This window comes from Collinsella aerofaciens (genome assembly GCF_040926185.1).
Classification (GTDB): Bacteria; Actinomycetota; Coriobacteriia; order Coriobacteriales; family Coriobacteriaceae; genus Collinsella; species Collinsella aerofaciens_BC.
Genome location: NZ_JBCOIQ010000004.1, coordinates 66,193 through 85,323, shown reverse-complemented (window position 1 = coordinate 85,323; position 19,131 = coordinate 66,193). Strand labels below are relative to the sequence as shown.

Genomic DNA, 19,131 nt, shown 5'->3' with positions numbered 1-19,131 from the left:
CATGCGGTCGATTCTTCCCAAGGGGGAAAGCAGGAAGCGTCGCAGCATCGCGGTGCGCGCGATCGCCTGCGTTCTCGTCGCCCTGTTCGCGCTTCCCTTCGCGGGGTGCAGTGCGAGCCCGAACGCGACCGGTGGCACGGCAGGCTCTCAGGAATACACTGTGAGCGTCTCGCTCTCCGGCGGGTCAGGGCGCGCAAGCATCGCCTCACCCACCACAATTGTGAAGGATGGCGACACCTACACCGCGACCATCACCTGGTCGAGTTCGAACTACGACAAAATGACCGTCAACGGCGTGGACTACGCGCCCGTAAACGACGGCGGCAACTCCACGTTCGAGATACCCGTCACGCTCGACGAGGACATCGCCGTGTCGGCCGAGACCGTCGCCATGTCGACGCCGCACACCATCGACTACACGCTCCACTTCGACTCATCCACCATGAAGGAGAAATCGGGCGACGATGCAAGCGGCGGCTCCCCTGCGGGAACGGCTTCAAGCGCCGCGGCCGACTTCCACAACGCCGATTTGGGCTGCGGCTGGGAGCCGACGGGGGCGCTTCAGCTTGAATACGCCGAGCACTTCACTGTCGACGAGTACGAAGGCGGCCTGCGGCTTATCTGCATTTCGAACGGGGAGCGCTTCCTCGTGGTACCGCAAGATGCAAAGGTACCTGATGGGTTGAGCTCCGACATCGCGGTCATAAGGCGTCCCGCCAACAAGGTGTACCTCGTGTCGTCGGCGACGATGTGCCTGGTCGACGCGCTCGATGCGAACGACAACATCCTCATGTCGGGCACGAAGGCCGACGATTGCTCGGTCGCGGGCTTCAAAAGCGCACTCGAAAGTGGGGCGATCGCCTACGGCGGCAAGTACAGCGCGCCCGACTACGAGCGAATATCGGCCTCGGGCTGCACGCTCGCCATCGAGAACACCATGATCAACCACACGCCCGATGTGAAGGAAAAGCTGCAGAAGCTCGGGCTCGTCGTGCTCACCGAACAGTCGTCGAGCGAGCCCGAAGCACTCGGGCGCGTCGAGTGGATTAAGCTTTTCGGCGTCCTGTTCGACAAGGAAGACGAGGCCGCGCACCTGTTCAACGAGCAGAAGGCCCGCGTCGAGCAAACGTCGAGGCTCGCGTCGTCAGGTAAAACCGTGGCGTATTTCTACATTAACTCGAACGGGGCCGCCGTCACGCGGCGGGCGGGCGACTACGTGGCGCAGATGATCGAGCTTGCAGGCGGCAACTACGCGCTCGATAACGCGCAGACGGCGTCGACGTCAGGTTCGTCAGTAACGCTCGAAATGGAGCGCTTCTACGCGACGGCGAAGGATGCCGACATTATCGTCTACAACGGCACCATCGACGAATCGGTTGCCACCTTGAACGACTTCGTAGGCAAAAACGCGCTATTGTCGCAGTTCAAAGCCGTGAAGAACGGCAACGTCTGGGTCACAAGCGCCGACATGTACCAGCAGATGACTTCCACCGCCGACATTATCGACGAGCTGCACGGGGCGTTCACCGGCGATGACGCGAGCAACTTCCATTATCTGAGGAAGCTCGGCTAGCGCCATGAGAAGCCGGCTTTCCATGACATACGACGAATCGGGGCGCGCCGCGCGGTGTCGCGTCGTGACGGCGCTGCTCGCTGTTGCCCTCATCGTGCTCGTCGGGGCCAACCTGTGCATCGGGAGCGTGCTCGTGCCCGCAGACCACATCCCCGGCATCCTTTCGGGCGGCGCGGCCAATTCCATGGAAAGCCAAGTCATCTGGGAGATTCGCCTGCCGCGTGTGCTTTCAGCCGTGCTTCTCGGCGGGGCGCTTTCCCTCTCCGGGTTCCTGCTGCAGACGTTTTTCAACAACCCCATCGCCGACCCGTTCATCTTGGGCGTCTCCTCGGGCGCAAAGTTCGTCGTCGCGCTTACGATGATCGTACTTCTGGGCGCGAACCAGGCCATGTCCTCGCCGGCCATGGTGGTCGCAGCGTTTCTGGGCTCGCTTATCACCATCGGCTTCGTGCTCCTCATCGCACGGCGCATAAGTTCCATGGCCATGCTCATCGTGGCGGGCGTCATGGTGGGATACATCTGCTCGGCGGCGACGAACTTCCTCATCGCCTTCGCCGACGACCAGTCCATCGTGAACCTGCACAACTGGTCTTTGGGTAGCTTCTCGGGTTCGAGCTGGGACGACGTCGCGGTCATCGCGGTCGTGGTGATCACCGTGAGCGCATGCGTATTCGCGATATCGAAGCCCCTTTCCGCCTTCCAGCTGGGAGAAGCCTACGCAAAAAGCGTCGGCGTGAACGTCGCACGCTTCCGCGTGGTGCTCGTCCTTCTAGCGAGCATGCTCTCCGCCTGCGTGACCGCGTTCGCTGGTCCGGTGTCGTTCGTAGGCATCGCGGTTCCGCATCTCGTTAAGTCGGCGCTGAAGTCGTCGAAGCCCATCCGCGTGATTCCTGCGTGCTTCTTGGGAGGCGCCATCTTCTGCGCGGGCTGTGATTTGATCGCGCGCACGCTGTTCTCCCCCGTCGAGCTTTCCATCAGCGCTGTCACCGCCATCTTCGGCGCGCCGGTGGTTATCGCACTCATGTTGAAGAAGCGGGTGAGGTAGATGGGGGAATTCGTGCCGCGGCCCAAAACGCTCCGAGCGGAGTCGAACCTCGAAACCCCGGTCGAAACGCAGGCTGACGGAGCGCCGCTTTTCCGCATAAGTGACCTGTCGGCGGGCTACGACAAGAAGGTCGTAGTCGAAGGCGTCGATCTGGAGGTTCGCGCGGGCGACGTCGTGGCGCTCATCGGGCCGAACGGCTCGGGCAAGTCGACCATCTTGAAAACCATCACACGCCATCTGGCACCGCTTGCCGGCGCGGTCGAGCTCGACGGGCGGGAGATTTCCCGATGGAAGACGGCGGAGTTCGCAAGGAACCTTGCCGTTATGCTGACAGATCGCCCCCGGACCGAGCTCCTCACCTGCCGCGATATCGTAGAGGCGGGAAGGCATCCCTACACCGGGCGAATGGGTACACTCTCGCCCGACGACCATAGTCGAGTCGACGAGGCCATGAAAACCGCACATGTGGAAGAGCTCGCCGAGCGCGACTTCATGCAGATAAGCGACGGGCAACGCCAGCGCGTCATGCTCGCACGCGCCATCGCGCAGGATCCGCGTGTGCTCGTGCTCGACGAGCCCACGTCGTATCTCGATATCCGCTACCAGATCGACCTGCTGCGAATACTTCGCCACCTTGCGAAATCGCGGAATGTTGCTGTCATCATGTCCATCCACGAACTCGAGCTCGCGCAGAAAAGCGCCGACAAGGTGATTTGCGTGAAGGACGGCCGGGTCTTCCGCGCCGGCGCACCCGAGGACATATTCACGCGCGAGACGATTGGCGAGCTCTACGGCCTTCAACATGGCACCTTCAACGAGCGCTTCGGCAGCGTGGAAATTGGGCGCCCGCACGGCGATGCGCACACGTTCGTCATCGCCGGCGCAGGTACGGGGTCGGCTATGTTTCGCCAGCTCATCCGGCAGGGCAAGGCGTTCTACGCGGGAGTTCTGCACGAAGGGGACATCGACTGCGAGCTCGCGCGCGACCTGGCGGCGGAATGCGTGGCCGAGCGCGCCTTCGAGCCGATCGGGGATAAAACTATAGCCCGCGCCAAAGAGCTCCTCGTCCACTGCACGCGCCTTATCGTGTGCCCCGCCGCCTTCGGCACCATAAACGCCCGCAACGCAGAGCTCGTCGAGTTCGCACGCTCGCATGGTATCGAGGTCATGCGAGCGTGCGAAGGCGCATCGGAGGATTCCCAATTGGAGTGGGAAGGATAAACTGGACTTTCTTTTAAGGATCCTCAGGCTACAGCTCCTACGCCGGCAAGGTCTCCAAGGCGCCGGAGAACCTCAGGAACAGGAATTTCCACGCCGACGAGCCCAACTAGGCCTAATCCAAGCGAGATTCCAGACTCGACAGACCATTGAGAGTCAGATCGTTGGCGACCCCAGAGACGCGCTCGATAGGAACCGAACCGTCAGACAGCGCCCACGTGCGATAGATACCGATAATACCCGACAGCAAAAACGCCAGATAGTAGTCGAACATCTCGTCCTTGAGACCTTGGGGCAGCAGATCGCGCTCGGCAATCTCGTGCTCGAGCGGCGCACGAAGACGAGCCATAAAATCATCGAGCGGAATGTTCTCGATCAGCTGACGATTGAGCACCAAGTTGTTGCACAGTGCCTCGTTAACGGTTTTAAAGAAGGTCGCCGCCGCGCCAAGAGCGCGCTCGCTGGTGTCACCGTCCATAGAAGCAAGCGTTTTCTCGACCGAGTCGACAATCATCTCCACCACATCGACGGCAATGGCATCGAGCAGGCCGTCAACCGTACCAAAGTGAACGTAAAAGGTCTTGCGGTCGACATTGGCCTCGCGCGCGATGGCACTCACCGTAATGTCTGCCAGCGGCTTTTCCATGAGCAGGCGCTCGAAAGCCGAAAGGATGGCATTACGGCTGCGAATGATGCGACGATCAAGACGCGGTTTGCTGGTTGCCATGGGCGTGTCCCTTCGATATGCAAGCATTCATCAACAGATGAGAGATAATCTACGTAAGAGGATTATCCCCCATACAGCACAAATATGCCCCGCATCATGAAGAACGCACGACTGCCCTACTGCGACTTAGGGTGCTTCTTCTTATTGAGTGCCGACGGAGATACGCGAATACCATCGCCTGTCTGGCGCACATAGGCTTTATGAGCCGGCTTAGCGGTCCCAGAAGCCTTCTGAGCGCGCTTCTTGGGATCAACGGTAACAGCATTCGTGGGGTGCGGCATAGTGGGCGCAGAGGGCGTCTGAGGCGTGCGGCCGAGCTTGCGCATCACACGATCCCAGCGCGCATGGATGCTCTCGTTGTGGGCGCTCTTAAGTCCCAGCAGGGGCGCAGCCAAAATGGTCGGCGCAATAAACGTAATGAGGCGCCACAGCAGATAGCCGGCGGTCGAAGCCGACCCAAAGAAATGACCCAAGAACAATGCAAAGCCGCCCTCAGCGCCACCAGTTCCACCGGGCAGGGGGACCGCAGAGCTCAGCAGCTGGACAAAGGCGCTCGCGGCCATGACCGAGAAAAAGTCGACCTCGTGGTGGCCAAAGGCAAGCATCAGGAAATACGGCACCAGATAGAAAAACGCGAGTTGCAGCATGGTGATGACCACCGTGAGCAGCATGGAAGAAAAATGTCCGGCTGAAAGCTTGAACTTCTCGGAGAAGGAGTAGATCTCGCCATCGACAAACGTGCGCCATCCCTCGATCTTAGTGGCCGAGACACCAATGCGCTCGAGCCAATTGATGATGCAATGGGCGACGCGCGTGACGGTCTTAGGCATGAGCGCGACGGCGAAGATACCAAGCAAGATGCAGCAGTGTCCACCAAAGCTAAAGACGCACAGCAACGTCATGTCGCCATAGCGCTCGGCAAAAAACGGCATGCGAGCAAGCAGTAGGATAGCGCCCCAGGCAACGAGGCCAAACTGGTACACGATAAAGCGCGTGAACTGCGTTGCTCCGGCCTCGCCGACATTTTGGCCCGCTTTGGTCAGGCGGTAGATCTGGGCGGGAGTCGAGCCCATCATCATGGGCGTCAGGTTACCAAAGAAGATGCCACTCGCCTCGACCGAGATCAGGTCGCGGATGCCGACGGGCGAATATGGGTCGAGCCAGACGGCGATCGCATAGGCCACAATGCCAAAGAACAGATACATGAACATGCAAAGACACGCGACAACGAGCCATGGCGCCTGGACGCTCGACATAGCGGCCCAGAACTGCCCCATCTGCCCGGTTACCACCAGATAGACGATATAACCCACCAGCACAACGCCGATAAAGATGGCGCCGCGGCGTGCGCTCTTATTGTCATCTCCGCCCGAGGCCTCAACCTCGACCTGGGGCTTAGACGTATGCTGAGAGGACTCCGTCATGAGACTCCTTCTAACAGTCAAAATATCTTGGATATTGTACCCGTAAGGGCCATAGGCAGAACGCAAAGCTCTGGTTCAAACGGGAATTGCAGACGGTTGTTTGAAAATAAAAAACCCGACCTTCCATGGGAAGGCAGGGTATCAGATGTATGGTAGCCCGTACCAGATTCGAACTGGTGATCTCCGCCTTGAGAGGGCGGCGTCCTAAACCGCTAGACGAACGGGCCACATGACATCTGCACTGCCGTGCTGCGAGGATATATATTACGGGACAAAAAACGTCAGCGCAAGAAGAAATTCCAAATTGCCCAAATTTTGTCGGCAGGTTATGGAACACGAAGGTAAACTGGGTAGCTAATTCAAGTTGAGATGCACCAAAAGAGCTTCGCGCTCGTTGGGAATATTGTCTTCGATCACGGCGTCGAGGGCGGAGTTGAGTAGCTGCCCCAGTTCCGGCCCGGGCTTGACTCCGGCACGGATCAGGTCGCCGCCGTTGATGGCGAGCATCTTGAGCGTATAGGGCTCCCCCGCCTTCAGCAGCTCGTGCGCCATCGCGCGCATCTCCTCAATCGTCTCAACGTAATAGAAGCACGACGGGGCCTTGCCGAGCGTGTCGGCACGCTTAAGATCCATGAGCTCGTCCATCAAACGCGGCGTGTCGACGCCCTCGCCAGAAAGCGCACACATCATATTGAGCAGGCAGGATCGCTCGGGACGCAGCGGTTTGTCGTGATATTTGATGAGCAGGCACACGTCGCGCACCAGGTCGTGCGAGAGAGCCAGGCGATCCATAATGACGCGCGCCTTCTTGGCGCCGAGCTCGGGATGACCGTAGAAGTGTCCGCTGCCGGCGTGATCGACCGTGAAGCACTCGGGCTTGGACACATCGTGCAAAAACGCCGCCCACATAAGGCTCGACGAGGGCGCGACGCCGTCACACAGCGCGAGCTCCCCCACCACCGTCAGCACACGGGCGATATGCACGTAGACGTTAAACGCATGATAGACACTGCGCTGATCAAACCCGCGACCCGCTGCCAACTCGGGCACGGCGGCGCAGATGAGCTCGGGATAGCGGAGCATCGCGTCTCCCCCATGACCGGTCGAAAGAATGCCCTCGAGCTCAATACCCACACGCTCACGCGCCACGGCATCGAGCAGCGGCGCGCACTCGGCAAGCGCACGCTTGGTCTCGGGCTCAATCATAAAGTCCAGACGGCAGGCAAAGCGCACCGCACGCAGCATGCGCAGGGCGTCCTCGTTAAAGCGACGCTTGGGATCGCCGACAGCGCGAATCAGCTTGCGCTCCAAGTCACCCTGGCCGTCGTAGCGGTCGACAAGCCCGCGCTCGGGATGCCAGGCCATGGCATTGACGGTAAAGTCGCGGCGCGCCAGATCGTCCTCGAGCGAGGCGGCACGCTCCACACTCTGGGGATGGCGACCATCGGTGTAAAAGCCATCCAGACGGTACGTGGTGACCTCGATACGCTCGCCATCGGAAATAGCCGTGATTCCGCCAAATTTAATGCCCGACTCCACAACCGCGATGCCGGCGGCCTCGAGCGCCGCTTTGGACTCCTGCCACAGGCCGCTACAGCACATATCAACATCGTGGCTGGGGTACCCCATCAGGGCGTCGCGCACCCAACCGCCCACGTACCAAGCCTCAAGACCAGCCGCCTCAAGCGCGCGCAGGACGCGCAGGGACGCATCGGACGGTTGAGTACCGTTGAGCGAAACATTGCACATGCCTATGGCCTCCTGCGACTATCAAATTGGCTATCGATTGCGTCTGCAAGAAGTCTAGCAAGAAACAGCCTCCACTGCACACGCAAGTCCGATAAACAAAAACGCATCCGTCCTAGTCTAAGACGGATGCGAAATAATCAAACTATTCAGACAAGGTGCCGGAACTAGCAGACCTGGCGAACCTCGATGTGCTTCTTATATTCGTCCACCTTGGCAAAATCACCCAGACCGGGGCACTCGACCACGTTGGCGCCAGTGGCCATCGAAAGGCGCAGGGCGTCCTCGACGCGCTCGGGGGCATCGTGCCACACGGACAGGAAGGCAGCGAGCGAGGAATCGCCGGCGCACACCGTCGACAGCAGCTTGACGTCGAAGGTGCGGTTGGCAAACCAGATATGCTCGCCGTTGGAGAAGTACGCACCGGCGCCACCAAGGGTCAGCAGCACGTTCTTGGCGCCCTTGGCGTGCAGCTCGGCCATAGCGCCCTTGACGGACTCGTCGTCGCCACCGCTCACCTTGATGCCAAAGATGTCAAGCAGCTCGTCGTCATTGGGCTTGATCAGCAGTGGCTCCAGAGCAATGAGGTCTGCCAGCTGATGGCTCGAGATGTCGAGGACGAACTCGGCCCCCTTGGCCTTGACACGGCGCAGGACCTCGGCCAAGAAGCCCTCGGAAGTGTTGGGAGGCAGCGAGCCGCTGATGACCAGGCAGGTCATGTCATCGAGCGAATCGATAAGTTCAAACATCTCCTGCTCGTTGGCCTCATTGATGGCGGCACCGGCATTGACCATGTTGTACTCGGTGTCGGGACCGGCGTTGAGGAACACATTGACGCGCGTAATACCGTCGGTCCACACGGGCTTGACGGGCACGCCCAGGGCCTCGGCGCCCTTAACGATAAACTCACCCGAGAAGCCGGCGAAGAAACCCAGGATCGTGGTGTCGACACCGTAGTGGTCAAGCGTAAACGAGACGTTGAGGCCCTTGCCGTTGGGCGTGTAGACGGCGTTGCGGGTACGCGTGACGGTGTTGGCGTCAAGACCGTCGCAGGCGATGTTGTAGTCAATGGCGGGATTTGCAGTGAGCGTGTAAATCATGAATGTTCCTTTCACGAAGCAACGTGTTAATGAAAGTATATTCCACGCATCGACAAAAGGCTAGGACAACTCGGTGAACGGTGTGGAAGCGATGAAGTACGGCAGGACACCCCCCTGGCGGAACAAAAAGGCGCCCCGGCCGAAACCGGGGCGCCGCATGTGCACGAATATGTCGCGTTTCGATTACTGACGATCGAGCTTGCGGACAGCAACGCGCTTGCTGTACTCGTCGACGTGACCAAAGTCGCCAATGCCGACGGACTCGGCAACGTTAGCGCCGGTGGCCATAGCGAGCTTCATGGCCTCCTCGACGTTGTCGCGATCCCTGTACCACTTGTGCAGGAACGCAGCGAGGGTGCAATCGCCGGCGCAGACGGAAGAAACCAGCTTGATGTTGAACTCACGCTTGGCGTACCAGATGTCCTCGCCGTTGGAGAAGTAAGCGTCGCCGCGGCTACCACGGGTGAGCAGCACGTTCTGAACGCCAGCGTCGTGAGCCATCTTCATGGCAACGCGAACCTCGTCGTCGGTGTCGACCGGCACGCCGAAGATGGCCTTCATCTCGTGATGGTTCGGCTTGATGAGCAGCGGCTTCTTGTGAGCGAGCTCCTTGAGCTTGTCGGAGGACAAGTCCAGGACGACGTCGGCGCCACGAGCCTGAGCGTGCTCCATGACCTGAGCCAGGAAGTCGGGCGTAGCTTTGGGAGGCACGGAGCCGGAGACGATCAGGCACTCAAGATCGCCCGCGGTGTCCAGGATGTTGTAGAGCTCCTCCTGGTGCTGCGGCGTGATCGGAGCACCCGGGTTCAGGATGCCGTACTCGTGCTGGCCATCGTTGACGTAGGTGTTAATGCGCGTGATACCGTCGGTCCAGACCGGGCGGCAGAGGCAACCCAGGTTCATGACCTCCTCAACGATGAACTTGCCCGTGAAGCCAGCAAAGAAGCCGAGTGCGACGGTGTCAACGCCCATCTTCTTAAAGGCGAAGGACACGTCAAGGCCCTTGCCGTTAGCCGTGTAGCTGGCCGAGCCGGTGCGGACGTTCTCATCGGGCTCGAGCGGAGAGCTCGAAACCGTCATGTCGACAGCCGGGTTAGCGGTTAGCGTGTAGAACATTTACAGTACCCCCTGTATATGTGAGGGCCGCGTGGCCGGCCCATTCCAACCACGCGGTTACCTCTGATACCAAATTAGCGAGCTGCGGACTCGAGCAGTGCCTTGACCTCGGCTGCGGTGTTGCAGGCGAGCGCCTTCTCGGCGAGCTCGTCGCACTCGGCCTTGGTCCACTGGCTGATGGTCTTGCGGGCGCGCAGGATAGAAGGAGCGCTCATCGAGAACTCCTCCAGGCCCCAGCTGATCAGCAGCGGCTCGAGCAGCGGATCGGCAGCGGCTTCGCCGCACATACCGACCATGATGCCGGCCTTCACGCCGCTCTCGATGATGTTCTTGAGCGAGCGGAGCACGGCGGGATAGTAAACCTGGTACAGGTTGGAGATGGTGTCGTTACCACGGTCGGCGCACATGGTGTAACCGATCAGGTCGTTGGTGCCGATGGAGAAGAAGTCGGCGACCTCGGCAAGACGGTCTGCGAGCAGCGAAGCGGCGGGCGTCTCGACCATGATGCCGACCTCGATGTTCTCGTTGAACTTGCGACCCTCTTCGGTCAGCTCGGCCTTGCACTGCTCGACGAGCTCCTTGACAGCCAAGACCTCCTCGACGCAGGTGACGAGCGGGATCATGATCTTGACGTCACCGAAGGCGCTAGCGCGCAGCAGAGCGCGGAGCTGGACCTTGTACTGGTCGGGATTGGCCAGGCAGTAACGCACGGCGCGGAAGCCCATGAAGGGGTTATCTTCCTTGACCATGTGCAGATACGGAATCTCCTTGTCGCCGCCAACATCGAGCGTGCGGATGATGACCGGAGCACCCTTGAGCGCGCTGGCGACCTTACGGTAGGCGTTGAACTGCTCCTCCTCGGAAGGAAGCTCAGCAGAGTCCATGAACAGGAACTCGGAGCGGAACAGACCGATGGCCTCGGCGTCGTGATCGAGCGCGTTGGGCACGTCATCGGGGTTACCGATGTTGCAGGCGATGATCTTCTTGATGCCATCGGCAGTCACGGACGGCTTGCCGCGGAAGGCCTCGAGGGCTGCCTTCTCGGCAGCGAAGGCCTCGGCCTTGGCGGTGTATGCGGCGAGCGTCTCCTCGTCGGGATCGGCCTCAACGATACCCTTGCCACCGTCGACGACAACGGTCATACCGTTGCGCAGCGCGGTGCAGCTATTGGAAACCGAAAGGACAGCCGGGATCTCGAGGGCGCGCGCAATAATCGCGGAGTGCGACGTGCGGCCACCGGTCTCGGTAACGATACCGGCAACGTGGGCCTTATCGATCGTGGCGGTCATGGACGGCGTGAGGTCGTGCACGACAACGACAGTGTTCTCGGGCAGGACGGAGAGGTCGACGACCTCCTTGCCCAGCAGCTCGGCCAGAATACCGGTGCGGATGTCGGCGATGTCGGCCGCGCGCAGACGGAACATCTCGTCGTCCATGGACAGGAACATGTTCTCGAACATGGTCGAGGTGTCCATGAGCGCCTGCTCGGCGCAGGTGCCGCCGTCAATGGCGGCGTTAATGGCGTCGGTCATGCCCGGGTCCTGAGCCAGGACAATGTGTCCGCTCATGATCTCGGCCTCGGCCTCACCCACCGTCTCCTTCATGTGGTCGGCCTGAGCCTGGGTCTTCTCGCAGAAGACCGAAAGAGCGGACTGATAGCGCTCCTTCTCTGCTGCCGAATCAGCAACCTCGTGCGGCTCAAACGTCAAGTCGGGATCGACGGCGACCATGACGGTGCCGATACCGATGCCCTCGGAAGCGTTGACTCCCTGATACATTCCCATTCCTCTCTCCGTGTCATGTGATAAAGCGTTTTGCCATATCCATGACAAAAGAGCGCAGCTACCTTACAACAGGTCACTGCGCCCCCAAATATGAACTTAGTTGTTCAACATGCGACCCGTTTGAGTTCTACTCGCCAAGACCGCTCTTGATGAGCTCGATGGCAGCAGCCAGAGCCTCGGCCTCGTCAGCGCCGTCGCACTTGACCTCGACCTCGGTACCGCAGGGGATACCAGCAGCCATGAGGGCCATCGGGGACTTGCCGTTGACCTCCTTCTCGGGGGTGACGACCGTCACGTCACAGGCATACTTGCCCATGGTGGAGGCGAACAGACCAGCCGGACGCATGTGCAGACCCTGAGGATTAACGAGGGTAGCCTTCTCAGAAACCATAGTTGACTCCTTTTTGTGTTTAACCCCTGTCATGCATGTGGCAGGAGTCAGATTCACGACGTTGTTTATATTAACTCACATCAAACGGTTTTTCATTATGTTTCGGACGAATTATTGGACAGATGTCTGGGCTCGCCGCTTGCTCGCCGTGCGGGGCGATTAAGTTTGCTGCTCTACAGTCCTGCGCAAGACGGACAGCACATTAAGTGCTGTCCTTTGCGTGCGGAACTCGCGACAAACTTAATCGCCCCGCACGGCGAGCAAGCTGCGGAAACTCAGTCGGTCCAGAGTAATATCGGCCGAAAGGAATTCTAGCTGACGATCTGTCCGCGCTAAAGACTCAGCAGATAGGACCTTCTATGCCCATCTCTGTAAGTTGCGGTGAAATAGGGATTGAATTTGGGGTTGAAACGGTTAAACAGTCCCTATTTCACCGCAACTTATGGGAGGGGCAAGAAAAAAGGCGGGGGCTCCTGGTGGAGTCCTCGCCTTTTGTACAGGGGGCGATGTTAATCGCTAGCCGTGGGGTTAGACCAGACGGGCGTTGATCGTCTTGGCGATCTCGGCGGCGTCGGTGGAACCCTTGACGGTGGCACGGAAGTCCTCGTCCATAAGCGCCTCAGCGACCTTGGACAGGATCTTGAGGTGCGTGGTTCCAGCCTGAGCGCCCGGGATGAGCAGGGCGATGGCAACGTTGACGGGAGCGCCGTCCATGGTGTCCCAACCGGTCACGCCAGAGTCGTCCTTGACGACGATGACAGCGGCCTCGGTGATGGCGTCGGACTTGGCATGCGGAATGGCGAAGCCCTCCATCATGCCCGTGGTGCCCTCGGCCTCGCGGGCCAGGAAGGCGTTCATCACGGCGTCGGCGTCGCCGGCGATACCGGCCTTGACGGCCTGGTTGGAGACAAAGCTCAGAGCCTCGTCACGAGAAGCGAAGTCCTCGGCGACAAAGACGTTCTCAACCTTCACGAAGTCGGCAGCCTCGGCCTTGGGGGCCTCGACGGCAGCGGCCTTGGGGGCCTCAACGGGCTTGGCTACAGGAGCGGCCTTCTGATTCTTCTCGAAGTCGTACTTCTTGAAGGCCACGAACAGGATGCCACCGACCACAGCGCCGATGAGGATCGCGAGGACCCACAGCGGACCGTTCTCGACAACAGGCAGGACCAGGAAGCCGCCGTGAGGCGCCGGATCGTGAACGTTGAAGAAGATGGTCAAGATGGAAGCGATGGAAGAACCGAGCATCATGATGGGCATGACGGGCCAGATGTTCTTGGTCATGAACGGAATGGCGCCCTCGGTGATGTGGGTGCAACCAAGGATGAGGTTGACGATACCGGCGTCATGATCCTCCTGGCTGAAGTACTTCTTGCCGACAACGACGGCGAAGGTGGTGATCAGCGGCGGAACGATGCAAGCGGCGGAGACGGCAGCCATGAAGTTGGTGCCGAAGTTGTAGGTCTCGGTGCCGACGCCAGCTTCGAGAGCGGTACCGAGCAGGAAGGTGCCAGTAGCGTAAGCAGCCTTGTTGACCGGGCCGCCCATATCAAAGGCGCACATGCAGCCGATGGCCAGGCCAAGGATCACCGGACCGGAGTTACCGAGGCTCTGCAGGAAATCCATCATGCCCTGGTTAATGGCAGCCATGGGGCCGGAAATACCGAGCATGACCAGGCCGACGATGGCGGTAGAGCACAGCGGATACAGGAAGATTGCCTTCAGGCCATTAAGGCTCGCGGGAATTTTAGAGAAAGCCTTCTCGAGCAGCAGGATGACATAGCCAGCGAGGAAGCCGCCGACGATGCCGCCCAGGAAGCCGAAGCCCACACCCGAGCCTCCAGCGTCGATCATGCCGGTATCGGCGTTGATGGGAAGACCCTGGATGGCAATCATACCGGCAACAAAGCCGGGGACGAGCGCCGGGCGCTTGCCGATGGACTCGGCGATGTAAGCGGAGAGCACCGGAACCATGAGGTTCATGGCGATACCGCCGATAATCTTGAGCATCGCGGCAAAGCTGTTGTAGTCGGCAGCCGTCGAATCAAAGGACGTGATGCCCCACAGGAACGAAATGGCGGTCAGAACACCACCGGCAACGACGAAGACCAGCATGTGGCTGACGCCGTTCATGAGGTGCTTGTAGATGACGTGACCGATGGACTCCTTCTCCTCGACCTCGTCCTCGACATCGGCGGCAGCGGCAACCGTGTCGTCGCCCTTGGCGGCGAGCGCGCGGTCGATCAGCTTTCCGGCGGCCTCGACGGACAGGGCCTTGGAAACACCGACGGAAACCATGGGCTTGCAGGCGAAACGCTCAGCCTGGACATCCTTATCGGCTGCGACGACGACGGCCTTGGCACCAGCGATCTCACTCTTGGTGAGCTCGTTCTCGACACCGACCTGGCCATGTGTCTCGACCTTAATGGTCAGACCACGCTCGGCAGCAGCCTTCTCCAGCGCCTCCTTCGCCATGAAGGTGTGCGCAATGCCGGTCGGGCAACCGGTCGCGGCGATGATGTCAAACTTAGCCATGTGTCCCTCCTTCTTGAGTACAGCGCCCGCGGGCGCTCCCCTACACGCACTTCGATGCGCGTTTTTCCACAACTGAAAGATACCAACCTACCGTCCGCGTGAGAAGAGCTAAGGTGCAAATCTCCGGTGAAAGGTTCTTTCATAACCGTAAACGGTAAGTGAAAGTTTACCATCAACACTTGAAACGGCAAGGTGTATCTTGTAATTGAAAATGCCCGTATACTATGGCATGGCGTAGTAAATTAGATTTTCATGCCAACCAGGAGCCATCCATGACCGATAGTAGCAAGAGCGCACTTTCCCTCATTAGCACCCATCAGGGATACAGCGAGTCCGAGCAGCGCATTGTCGACTATATATTGGAGCACCAGTCCGAGGCGCCACGCCTCACGGCCGCTCAGCTCTCGCGCGCCGCCGCCACGTCCGAGGCGACCGTTTCGCGCTTCTGCCGCAAGCTTGGCTTTGGTAGCTTCCGCAGCTTTCAGTTTTCGTTGGCGAGGGATTTGGAAAGCCAGCGTAACGAGGGCCTGACTGACGAGGTCTCGCTCGACAATATGGAGCAGAGCCTAAAAAATATCCTCGCCGCCAAGGTGAGTGAGCTTAATGCGACCATCGACGGCATAGATCACGACACGTTGGCCGCAGTTGTACACGCGCTTAAGAATGCCGGCGTTATTGAGTTCGCCGCCGTGGGCAATACGAACGCGGTCGCGCTCGATGCGACGTTTAAGTTTTCGCAGCTGGGCCTGCGCTGCATGGCGAGCACCATTAGCGAGACATCAATCGGCTTTGCGCTCACGTTACGCCCGGGTGACGTCATCGTGCTAATCTCAAACTCTGGCAAATCGCGCCGACTGAATCGCATGGCAAAAGCGGCTCACAACTGCGGCGCAACCGTAGTCGTCATCAGCAGCGACAGTAAATCCCCGCTCGCGCGCCTGGCAGACTACACTTTTAACACCGTCAACCACGAAGCGCTGCTGACAACGGGCGACTTTGCGTTCTCTAAGATCAGCGCCACGATGATCATCGAAGTCATCTACAACTTCCTGCTGCCCGAGATTGAAGACGCTCGCGAGCATATCAGCTACTACGAGGAGCTCATCCAGCCGGATAAGGTCGTTGAGTAAAACGCGTAGTGGGACAAAAATTTCAGTCCATTTTGTCCCACCAACACCGCTGATACGACCTAACCTCGAGTTTCTTCGAGCATCTGCTTCGCGTGGGCCAAGCTTGCCTCGGACTGATCGCCGCTCAACATGCGGGCGATCTCGGCGGTACGCGCTTCACCGGTTACCTCGTCCAAATGCGTCTGGGGAACATCGCCCGGTTCCTTGCTGACGACATAATGCTTGTCAGCCATGACGGCGACCTGCGCCAAGTGGGTTACGACAATCACCTGATGCGTAGCGGCGAGATCTGCCAGCACGCCCGCGAGCGCACGCGCCGTGGAGCCACCGACGCCAGCATCGACCTCGTCAAACACCAGCGTATCGACACCGTCCGCGTTACCGAGGACAACCTTACTTGCCAACATGACGCGGCTGAGCTCGCCGCCCGACGCAATGCGGCGCAGGGGACGTGGAGTCAAACCGGCACCGCTGCGGTATAGCAGCTCGTAGCTCGAAGGACCAACGGGCGTCCACTCAGCACGGGGAAGATCGCGCGACTCCCAGACGAGCTCGGCGCCGCCCATCTCCAGGCGAGCCATCTGGCGGCCAACCTCGTGACAGAAGCGCGGGGCCGCCGTATTGCGGGCGCGCTTAAGTGCCTTGGCAGCGGCAAACAACTCGCGCTCAGCGCTCCCGAGTGCCTCACGCGCCTTTTTGATCTGTTCATCACCATCATCGACCAAGGACAGCAGCTCTTGCGAGCGATCGCGCATGGCAAAAACATCGTCCATGGTGGGACCCCACTGACGCAACAGGCCCTTGAGGTCGGAATACCGATCACGCATGCGAGCGAGCTCGCGCGGGTCGAAGGCGACGCCATCGCGATAGGCACGAAGCTCGTTCGCGCAATCCTCAAGTGAGATACAGGCATCCGAAAGCGCATCGGCAATGTCGCCCAGTTTGCGATCGACGGTAGCCATTCGGGAAAGTTCTGCCACGGCGCTGTTCACGGCGTCGAGCGCTCCCCCTTCGGAGGCAAGCGATGCATGGGCATCGTTAGCTGTGGCAACCAGTACCTCGGCATGTTCGGAGCGCGGCAGCAGTTCCTCGAGTTCCTCATACTCGCCCGGTTTGGGGTCGACCTCGCCGATGCGCTCGAGCGCAAAGCGCGCTTCCTCGACGCGACTCCCCCGCGCACGTGAGGCCTCCTCGACGCGACGGACCTCCTTGGCAGCCGCGCGCGAGGCTTTAAAGCAAGCACGGTAGTGCTCGAGCGCCTCGAGCGCAGAGCGTCCCGCCCAGGCATCGACCATCGCAACGTGATGCGCCGGATCGAGCAAGCGCTGGTGCTCGTGCTGGCCGCACAGATCCATCATCACGCCGACGCGCTCCGAAAGCTCGCGCACACTGGCAATGCGACCGTCAATCTTCACGCGGCTGCGGCCCTCGGCAGAAAGGCTGCGCTGTACGGTGAACCCCTCCGTGTCGTGCGGCCCGTCGAAGAGTCGCGCCTCGACGCTCGCCAGTGCCTCGCCCTCGCGCACCGTCGACGAATCCGCACGCTCGCCCAAAATTAGCTTGAGGGCCGAGAGCAGCGCGGTCTTGCCGGCGCCAGTCTCGCCAGTCAGGACAGTCAGGCCGGCACTCGGCACCAGCGTCGCCTCGCGAATGAGTGCAATGTTATAAACCTGCAGCTCATCGATCATGACGGACTCCGTAGAATACGCGGCTCACCGAGTTATAGAAGCTCTCGGGGCCGTAATCCAGCAGCAACACATCTCCGGGCCCGCGGCGCACCGCCACGCTCTCAACGGTGCCATCGCAGGTAATAAACTGTCCATCGATAGCGATCGCCGGAACGCTCGGGCGATCATCGGACATAAAGATTTCGACGACATCACTCGGCGAGGTCAAAAAGGCACGAGCCTGAATGGTGTGCGGCGCAATGGGTACGCAGACCATGCCCGTGTAATCCGGACTCACGATAGGACCGCCGGCACTGAGGGCATAGCCCGTAGAGCCGGTTGCCGTGGACACGACCACACCATCGCCGCGCAAGCGATCGATATGGTGGCCCGAAACGGTGATGTCGAACTCGACCATATCGGACAGCGGACCGCGGGTAAGCGCCATGTCGTTGAGGGCGAAGGTGCGCACGACATCCTTCGTACCGTCTTCGCGCACGGACACGATATCCGCGGCGATGGTGGCGCGACGGCTCACGTGCAGCTCACCGGACAGGGCGTCGCTCACGACCTGCAGGATGTCGCGCTCCTCGGGGCTCGCAGCAGTTAGAAAGCCCAGGTGACCATAGGAAAGACCGAGGATAGGAATCTCACGATGGTTGAGGATGCGGGCAGCGCGCAGCAACGTACCGTCGCCGCCGAGCGTAATGACCAGATCGGAGCCGTCAATATCAGGCGTGCTCTGAATCTTGGATCGCTGGTCGGCAGCCCATGCGACCTCATAGCCCTGGCGAGTCAGCCAAAGCTCGAGCATCAGGCCGCTCTCGACCGCCTCTTGCTTGTAGTAATTGGGAACCAGAAAGACCTTCATAGCGTTGCAGCTTTCTCGCTCATAACCGATACCTGGGATTGCAGCTCGTCTTGCGAGCGATCGCCGGGGTCAAATCTCGTGCCGTACAGGAAAAACTCAACGTTGCCCTTGGCACCATGAATGGGCGACACGCACACATCGACCGGGAACAGGCCCTTGGCAGCAAAGAGTTCAACCGCCGCCACGAGTGTATCGCGGCGCACGGCGGGATCGGTCACAATGCCGCCCTCGCCCACCAGCGCCGCCGGAGCCTCAAACTGCGGCTTTACGAGCGTGCAGAATGCACCCGTAGGCGCCAGGCACGCCAGTACCGCATCGATAATGTTCGCGATGCTGGTAAACGAGACATCACACACAGCCAGGTCGATAGTGCCGGCATAGCCAAGCTCAGGCAGCTGCGTCACGTTTGTGCGCTCACGCAGCGTCACGCGATCGTCCTGGCGCAACGACCAATCGAACTGGGCGCGACCCACGTCCACCGAGACAACGGTCGCAGCTCCGCGCTTGAGCAGACAATCGGTAAAGCCGCCGGTAGAGCAGCCCACATCCAGACAGGCAAGGCCCGTCGGATTGATGCCAAACGCATCAAGCGCGCCTTCGAGCTTAAGACCGCCGCGGCCAACATAGGGAATGCGCCCCTTCACATGCAGCGGCAGCCCCGGGATCACCTTAAGGCCCGGCGAAGTCAAGCGCTCACCGCCACTCGAGACCAAGCCGGCCATAAGAGTGCGAAGGGCATCCGCGCGATCGGCGCAGATGCCCTGTGAAATCAGTTCGTCATCAAGACGCACGCGTTTCATGAATGCC

15 protein-coding genes and 1 tRNA gene are annotated in these 19,131 nt (G+C 60.2%); 4 read left to right on the top strand and 12 right to left on the bottom strand.

Features of this window, described 5'->3' with window-relative positions; all coding sequences use genetic code 11:
* Nucleotide 1: 1 nt before the first annotated feature.
* The 3 genes from AB5750_RS03125 to AB5750_RS03115 are packed head-to-tail and all read left to right on the top strand — an operon-like array spanning nucleotide 2 to nucleotide 3,839.
* On the top strand, nucleotides 2–1,573 hold the full coding sequence (locus AB5750_RS03125; protein WP_368145330.1) for an ABC transporter substrate-binding protein: 1,572 nt from the start codon (nucleotides 2–4) through the stop codon (nucleotides 1,571–1,573).
* A 22-nt stretch (nucleotides 1,574–1,595) separates the two neighbouring features.
* Entirely contained in the window at nucleotides 1,596–2,618 is a 1,023-nt protein-coding gene (locus AB5750_RS03120) for a FecCD family ABC transporter permease (protein WP_117837193.1), read from the top strand.
* A gap of 12 nt (nucleotides 2,619–2,630) precedes the next feature.
* A complete protein-coding gene (locus tag AB5750_RS03115) occupies nucleotides 2,631–3,839 on the top strand; it encodes an ABC transporter ATP-binding protein (protein WP_368145331.1) in 1,209 nt (402 codons plus the stop codon).
* A gap of 112 nt (nucleotides 3,840–3,951) precedes the next feature.
* Here the strand turns inward: AB5750_RS03115 and AB5750_RS03110 are convergent, their stop codons facing one another.
* The 9 genes from AB5750_RS03110 to AB5750_RS03070 form a co-directional block, all read right to left on the bottom strand.
* Complete coding sequence (locus tag AB5750_RS03110; protein WP_368145332.1) at nucleotides 3,952–4,563, bottom strand: TetR/AcrR family transcriptional regulator; 612 nt, start codon at nucleotides 4,561–4,563, stop codon at nucleotides 3,952–3,954.
* A 116-nt stretch (nucleotides 4,564–4,679) separates the two neighbouring features.
* The gene (locus tag AB5750_RS03105) at nucleotides 4,680–5,987 is read right to left on the bottom strand and encodes a lysylphosphatidylglycerol synthase transmembrane domain-containing protein (protein ID WP_368145333.1); all 1,308 of its coding nucleotides are present in this window, start codon (nucleotides 5,985–5,987) and stop codon (nucleotides 4,680–4,682) included.
* 150 nt (nucleotides 5,988–6,137) lie between these two features.
* Nucleotides 6,138–6,214: transfer RNA gene (locus tag AB5750_RS03100), tRNA-Glu, on the bottom strand.
* 127 nt (nucleotides 6,215–6,341) lie between these two features.
* Nucleotides 6,342–7,736 (bottom strand): CCA tRNA nucleotidyltransferase, encoded by a 1,395-nt coding sequence (locus tag AB5750_RS03095; protein ID WP_368145334.1) that lies wholly within the window; start codon nucleotides 7,734–7,736, stop codon nucleotides 6,342–6,344.
* A 164-nt stretch (nucleotides 7,737–7,900) separates the two neighbouring features.
* Nucleotides 7,901–8,833 (bottom strand): 1-phosphofructokinase family hexose kinase, encoded by a 933-nt coding sequence (locus tag AB5750_RS03090; RefSeq protein WP_148331354.1) that lies wholly within the window; start codon nucleotides 8,831–8,833, stop codon nucleotides 7,901–7,903.
* 183 nt (nucleotides 8,834–9,016) lie between these two features.
* A complete protein-coding gene (locus AB5750_RS03085; protein WP_006233969.1) occupies nucleotides 9,017–9,949 on the bottom strand; it encodes a 1-phosphofructokinase family hexose kinase in 933 nt (310 codons plus the stop codon).
* Between the two features lie 74 nt (nucleotides 9,950–10,023).
* Nucleotides 10,024–11,727, bottom strand: coding sequence for a phosphoenolpyruvate--protein phosphotransferase (gene ptsP, locus AB5750_RS03080; protein ID WP_035138206.1), 1,704 nt, complete (start codon nucleotides 11,725–11,727; stop codon nucleotides 10,024–10,026).
* A 133-nt stretch (nucleotides 11,728–11,860) separates the two neighbouring features.
* Nucleotides 11,861–12,124 (bottom strand): HPr family phosphocarrier protein, encoded by a 264-nt coding sequence (locus AB5750_RS03075; protein WP_022094575.1) that lies wholly within the window; start codon nucleotides 12,122–12,124, stop codon nucleotides 11,861–11,863.
* A 528-nt stretch (nucleotides 12,125–12,652) separates the two neighbouring features.
* Nucleotides 12,653–14,656, bottom strand: a complete 2,004-nt coding sequence (locus AB5750_RS03070) for a fructose-specific PTS transporter subunit EIIC (RefSeq protein WP_368145335.1) — start codon at nucleotides 14,654–14,656, stop codon at nucleotides 12,653–12,655.
* A 272-nt stretch (nucleotides 14,657–14,928) separates the two neighbouring features.
* Here AB5750_RS03070 and AB5750_RS03065 point away from each other — a divergent pair, with 272 nt between their 5' ends.
* Nucleotides 14,929–15,786, top strand: coding sequence for a MurR/RpiR family transcriptional regulator (locus tag AB5750_RS03065; RefSeq protein ID WP_240128741.1), 858 nt, complete (start codon nucleotides 14,929–14,931; stop codon nucleotides 15,784–15,786).
* 59 nt (nucleotides 15,787–15,845) lie between these two features.
* Here AB5750_RS03065 and AB5750_RS03060 read toward each other — a convergent pair whose 3' ends face one another.
* From AB5750_RS03060 to AB5750_RS03050, 3 genes are read right to left on the bottom strand one after another with little or no spacing between them, the layout of a single operon-like run.
* Nucleotides 15,846–17,474, bottom strand: coding sequence for a DNA repair protein RecN (locus AB5750_RS03060; protein ID WP_368145336.1), 1,629 nt, complete (start codon nucleotides 17,472–17,474; stop codon nucleotides 15,846–15,848).
* Entirely contained in the window at nucleotides 17,464–18,324 is an 861-nt protein-coding gene (locus AB5750_RS03055; RefSeq protein ID WP_035138200.1) for an NAD(+)/NADH kinase, read from the bottom strand. Before AB5750_RS03055 ends, AB5750_RS03060 begins: the two co-directional genes overlap by 11 nt.
* Nucleotides 18,321–19,124: a TlyA family RNA methyltransferase gene (locus AB5750_RS03050; protein WP_368145372.1), complete on the bottom strand. Its 804-nt coding sequence runs from the start codon at nucleotides 19,122–19,124 to the stop codon at nucleotides 18,321–18,323. Before AB5750_RS03050 ends, AB5750_RS03055 begins: the two co-directional genes overlap by 4 nt.
* Nucleotides 19,125–19,131: the final 7 nt, after the last annotated feature.

Coding starts and splice junctions, on each gene's coding strand:
- AB5750_RS03125 (WP_368145330.1), top strand. CDS start 2: ATGCGGTCGATTCTTCCCAAGGGGGAAAGCAGGAAGCGTCGCAGCATC.
- AB5750_RS03120 (WP_117837193.1), top strand. CDS start 1,596: ATGACATACGACGAATCGGGGCGCGCCGCGCGGTGTCGCGTCGTGACG.
- AB5750_RS03110 (WP_368145332.1), bottom strand. CDS start 4,563: ATGGCAACCAGCAAACCGCGTCTTGATCGTCGCATCATTCGCAGCCGT.
- AB5750_RS03105 (WP_368145333.1), bottom strand. CDS start 5,987: ATGACGGAGTCCTCTCAGCATACGTCTAAGCCCCAGGTCGAGGTTGAG.
- AB5750_RS03095 (WP_368145334.1), bottom strand. CDS start 7,736: ATGTGCAATGTTTCGCTCAACGGTACTCAACCGTCCGATGCGTCCCTG.
- AB5750_RS03090 (WP_148331354.1), bottom strand. CDS start 8,833: ATGATTTACACGCTCACTGCAAATCCCGCCATTGACTACAACATCGCC.
- AB5750_RS03085 (WP_006233969.1), bottom strand. CDS start 9,949: ATGTTCTACACGCTAACCGCTAACCCGGCTGTCGACATGACGGTTTCG.
- ptsP (WP_035138206.1), bottom strand. CDS start 11,727: ATGTATCAGGGAGTCAACGCTTCCGAGGGCATCGGTATCGGCACCGTC.
- AB5750_RS03075 (WP_022094575.1), bottom strand. CDS start 12,124: ATGGTTTCTGAGAAGGCTACCCTCGTTAATCCTCAGGGTCTGCACATG.
- AB5750_RS03070 (WP_368145335.1), bottom strand. CDS start 14,656: ATGGCTAAGTTTGACATCATCGCCGCGACCGGTTGCCCGACCGGCATT.
- AB5750_RS03065 (WP_240128741.1), top strand. CDS start 14,929: ATGACCGATAGTAGCAAGAGCGCACTTTCCCTCATTAGCACCCATCAG.
- AB5750_RS03060 (WP_368145336.1), bottom strand. CDS start 17,474: ATGATCGATGAGCTGCAGGTTTATAACATTGCACTCATTCGCGAGGCG.
- AB5750_RS03055 (WP_035138200.1), bottom strand. CDS start 18,324: ATGAAGGTCTTTCTGGTTCCCAATTACTACAAGCAAGAGGCGGTCGAG.
- AB5750_RS03050 (WP_368145372.1), bottom strand. CDS start 19,124: ATGAAACGCGTGCGTCTTGATGACGAACTGATTTCACAGGGCATCTGC.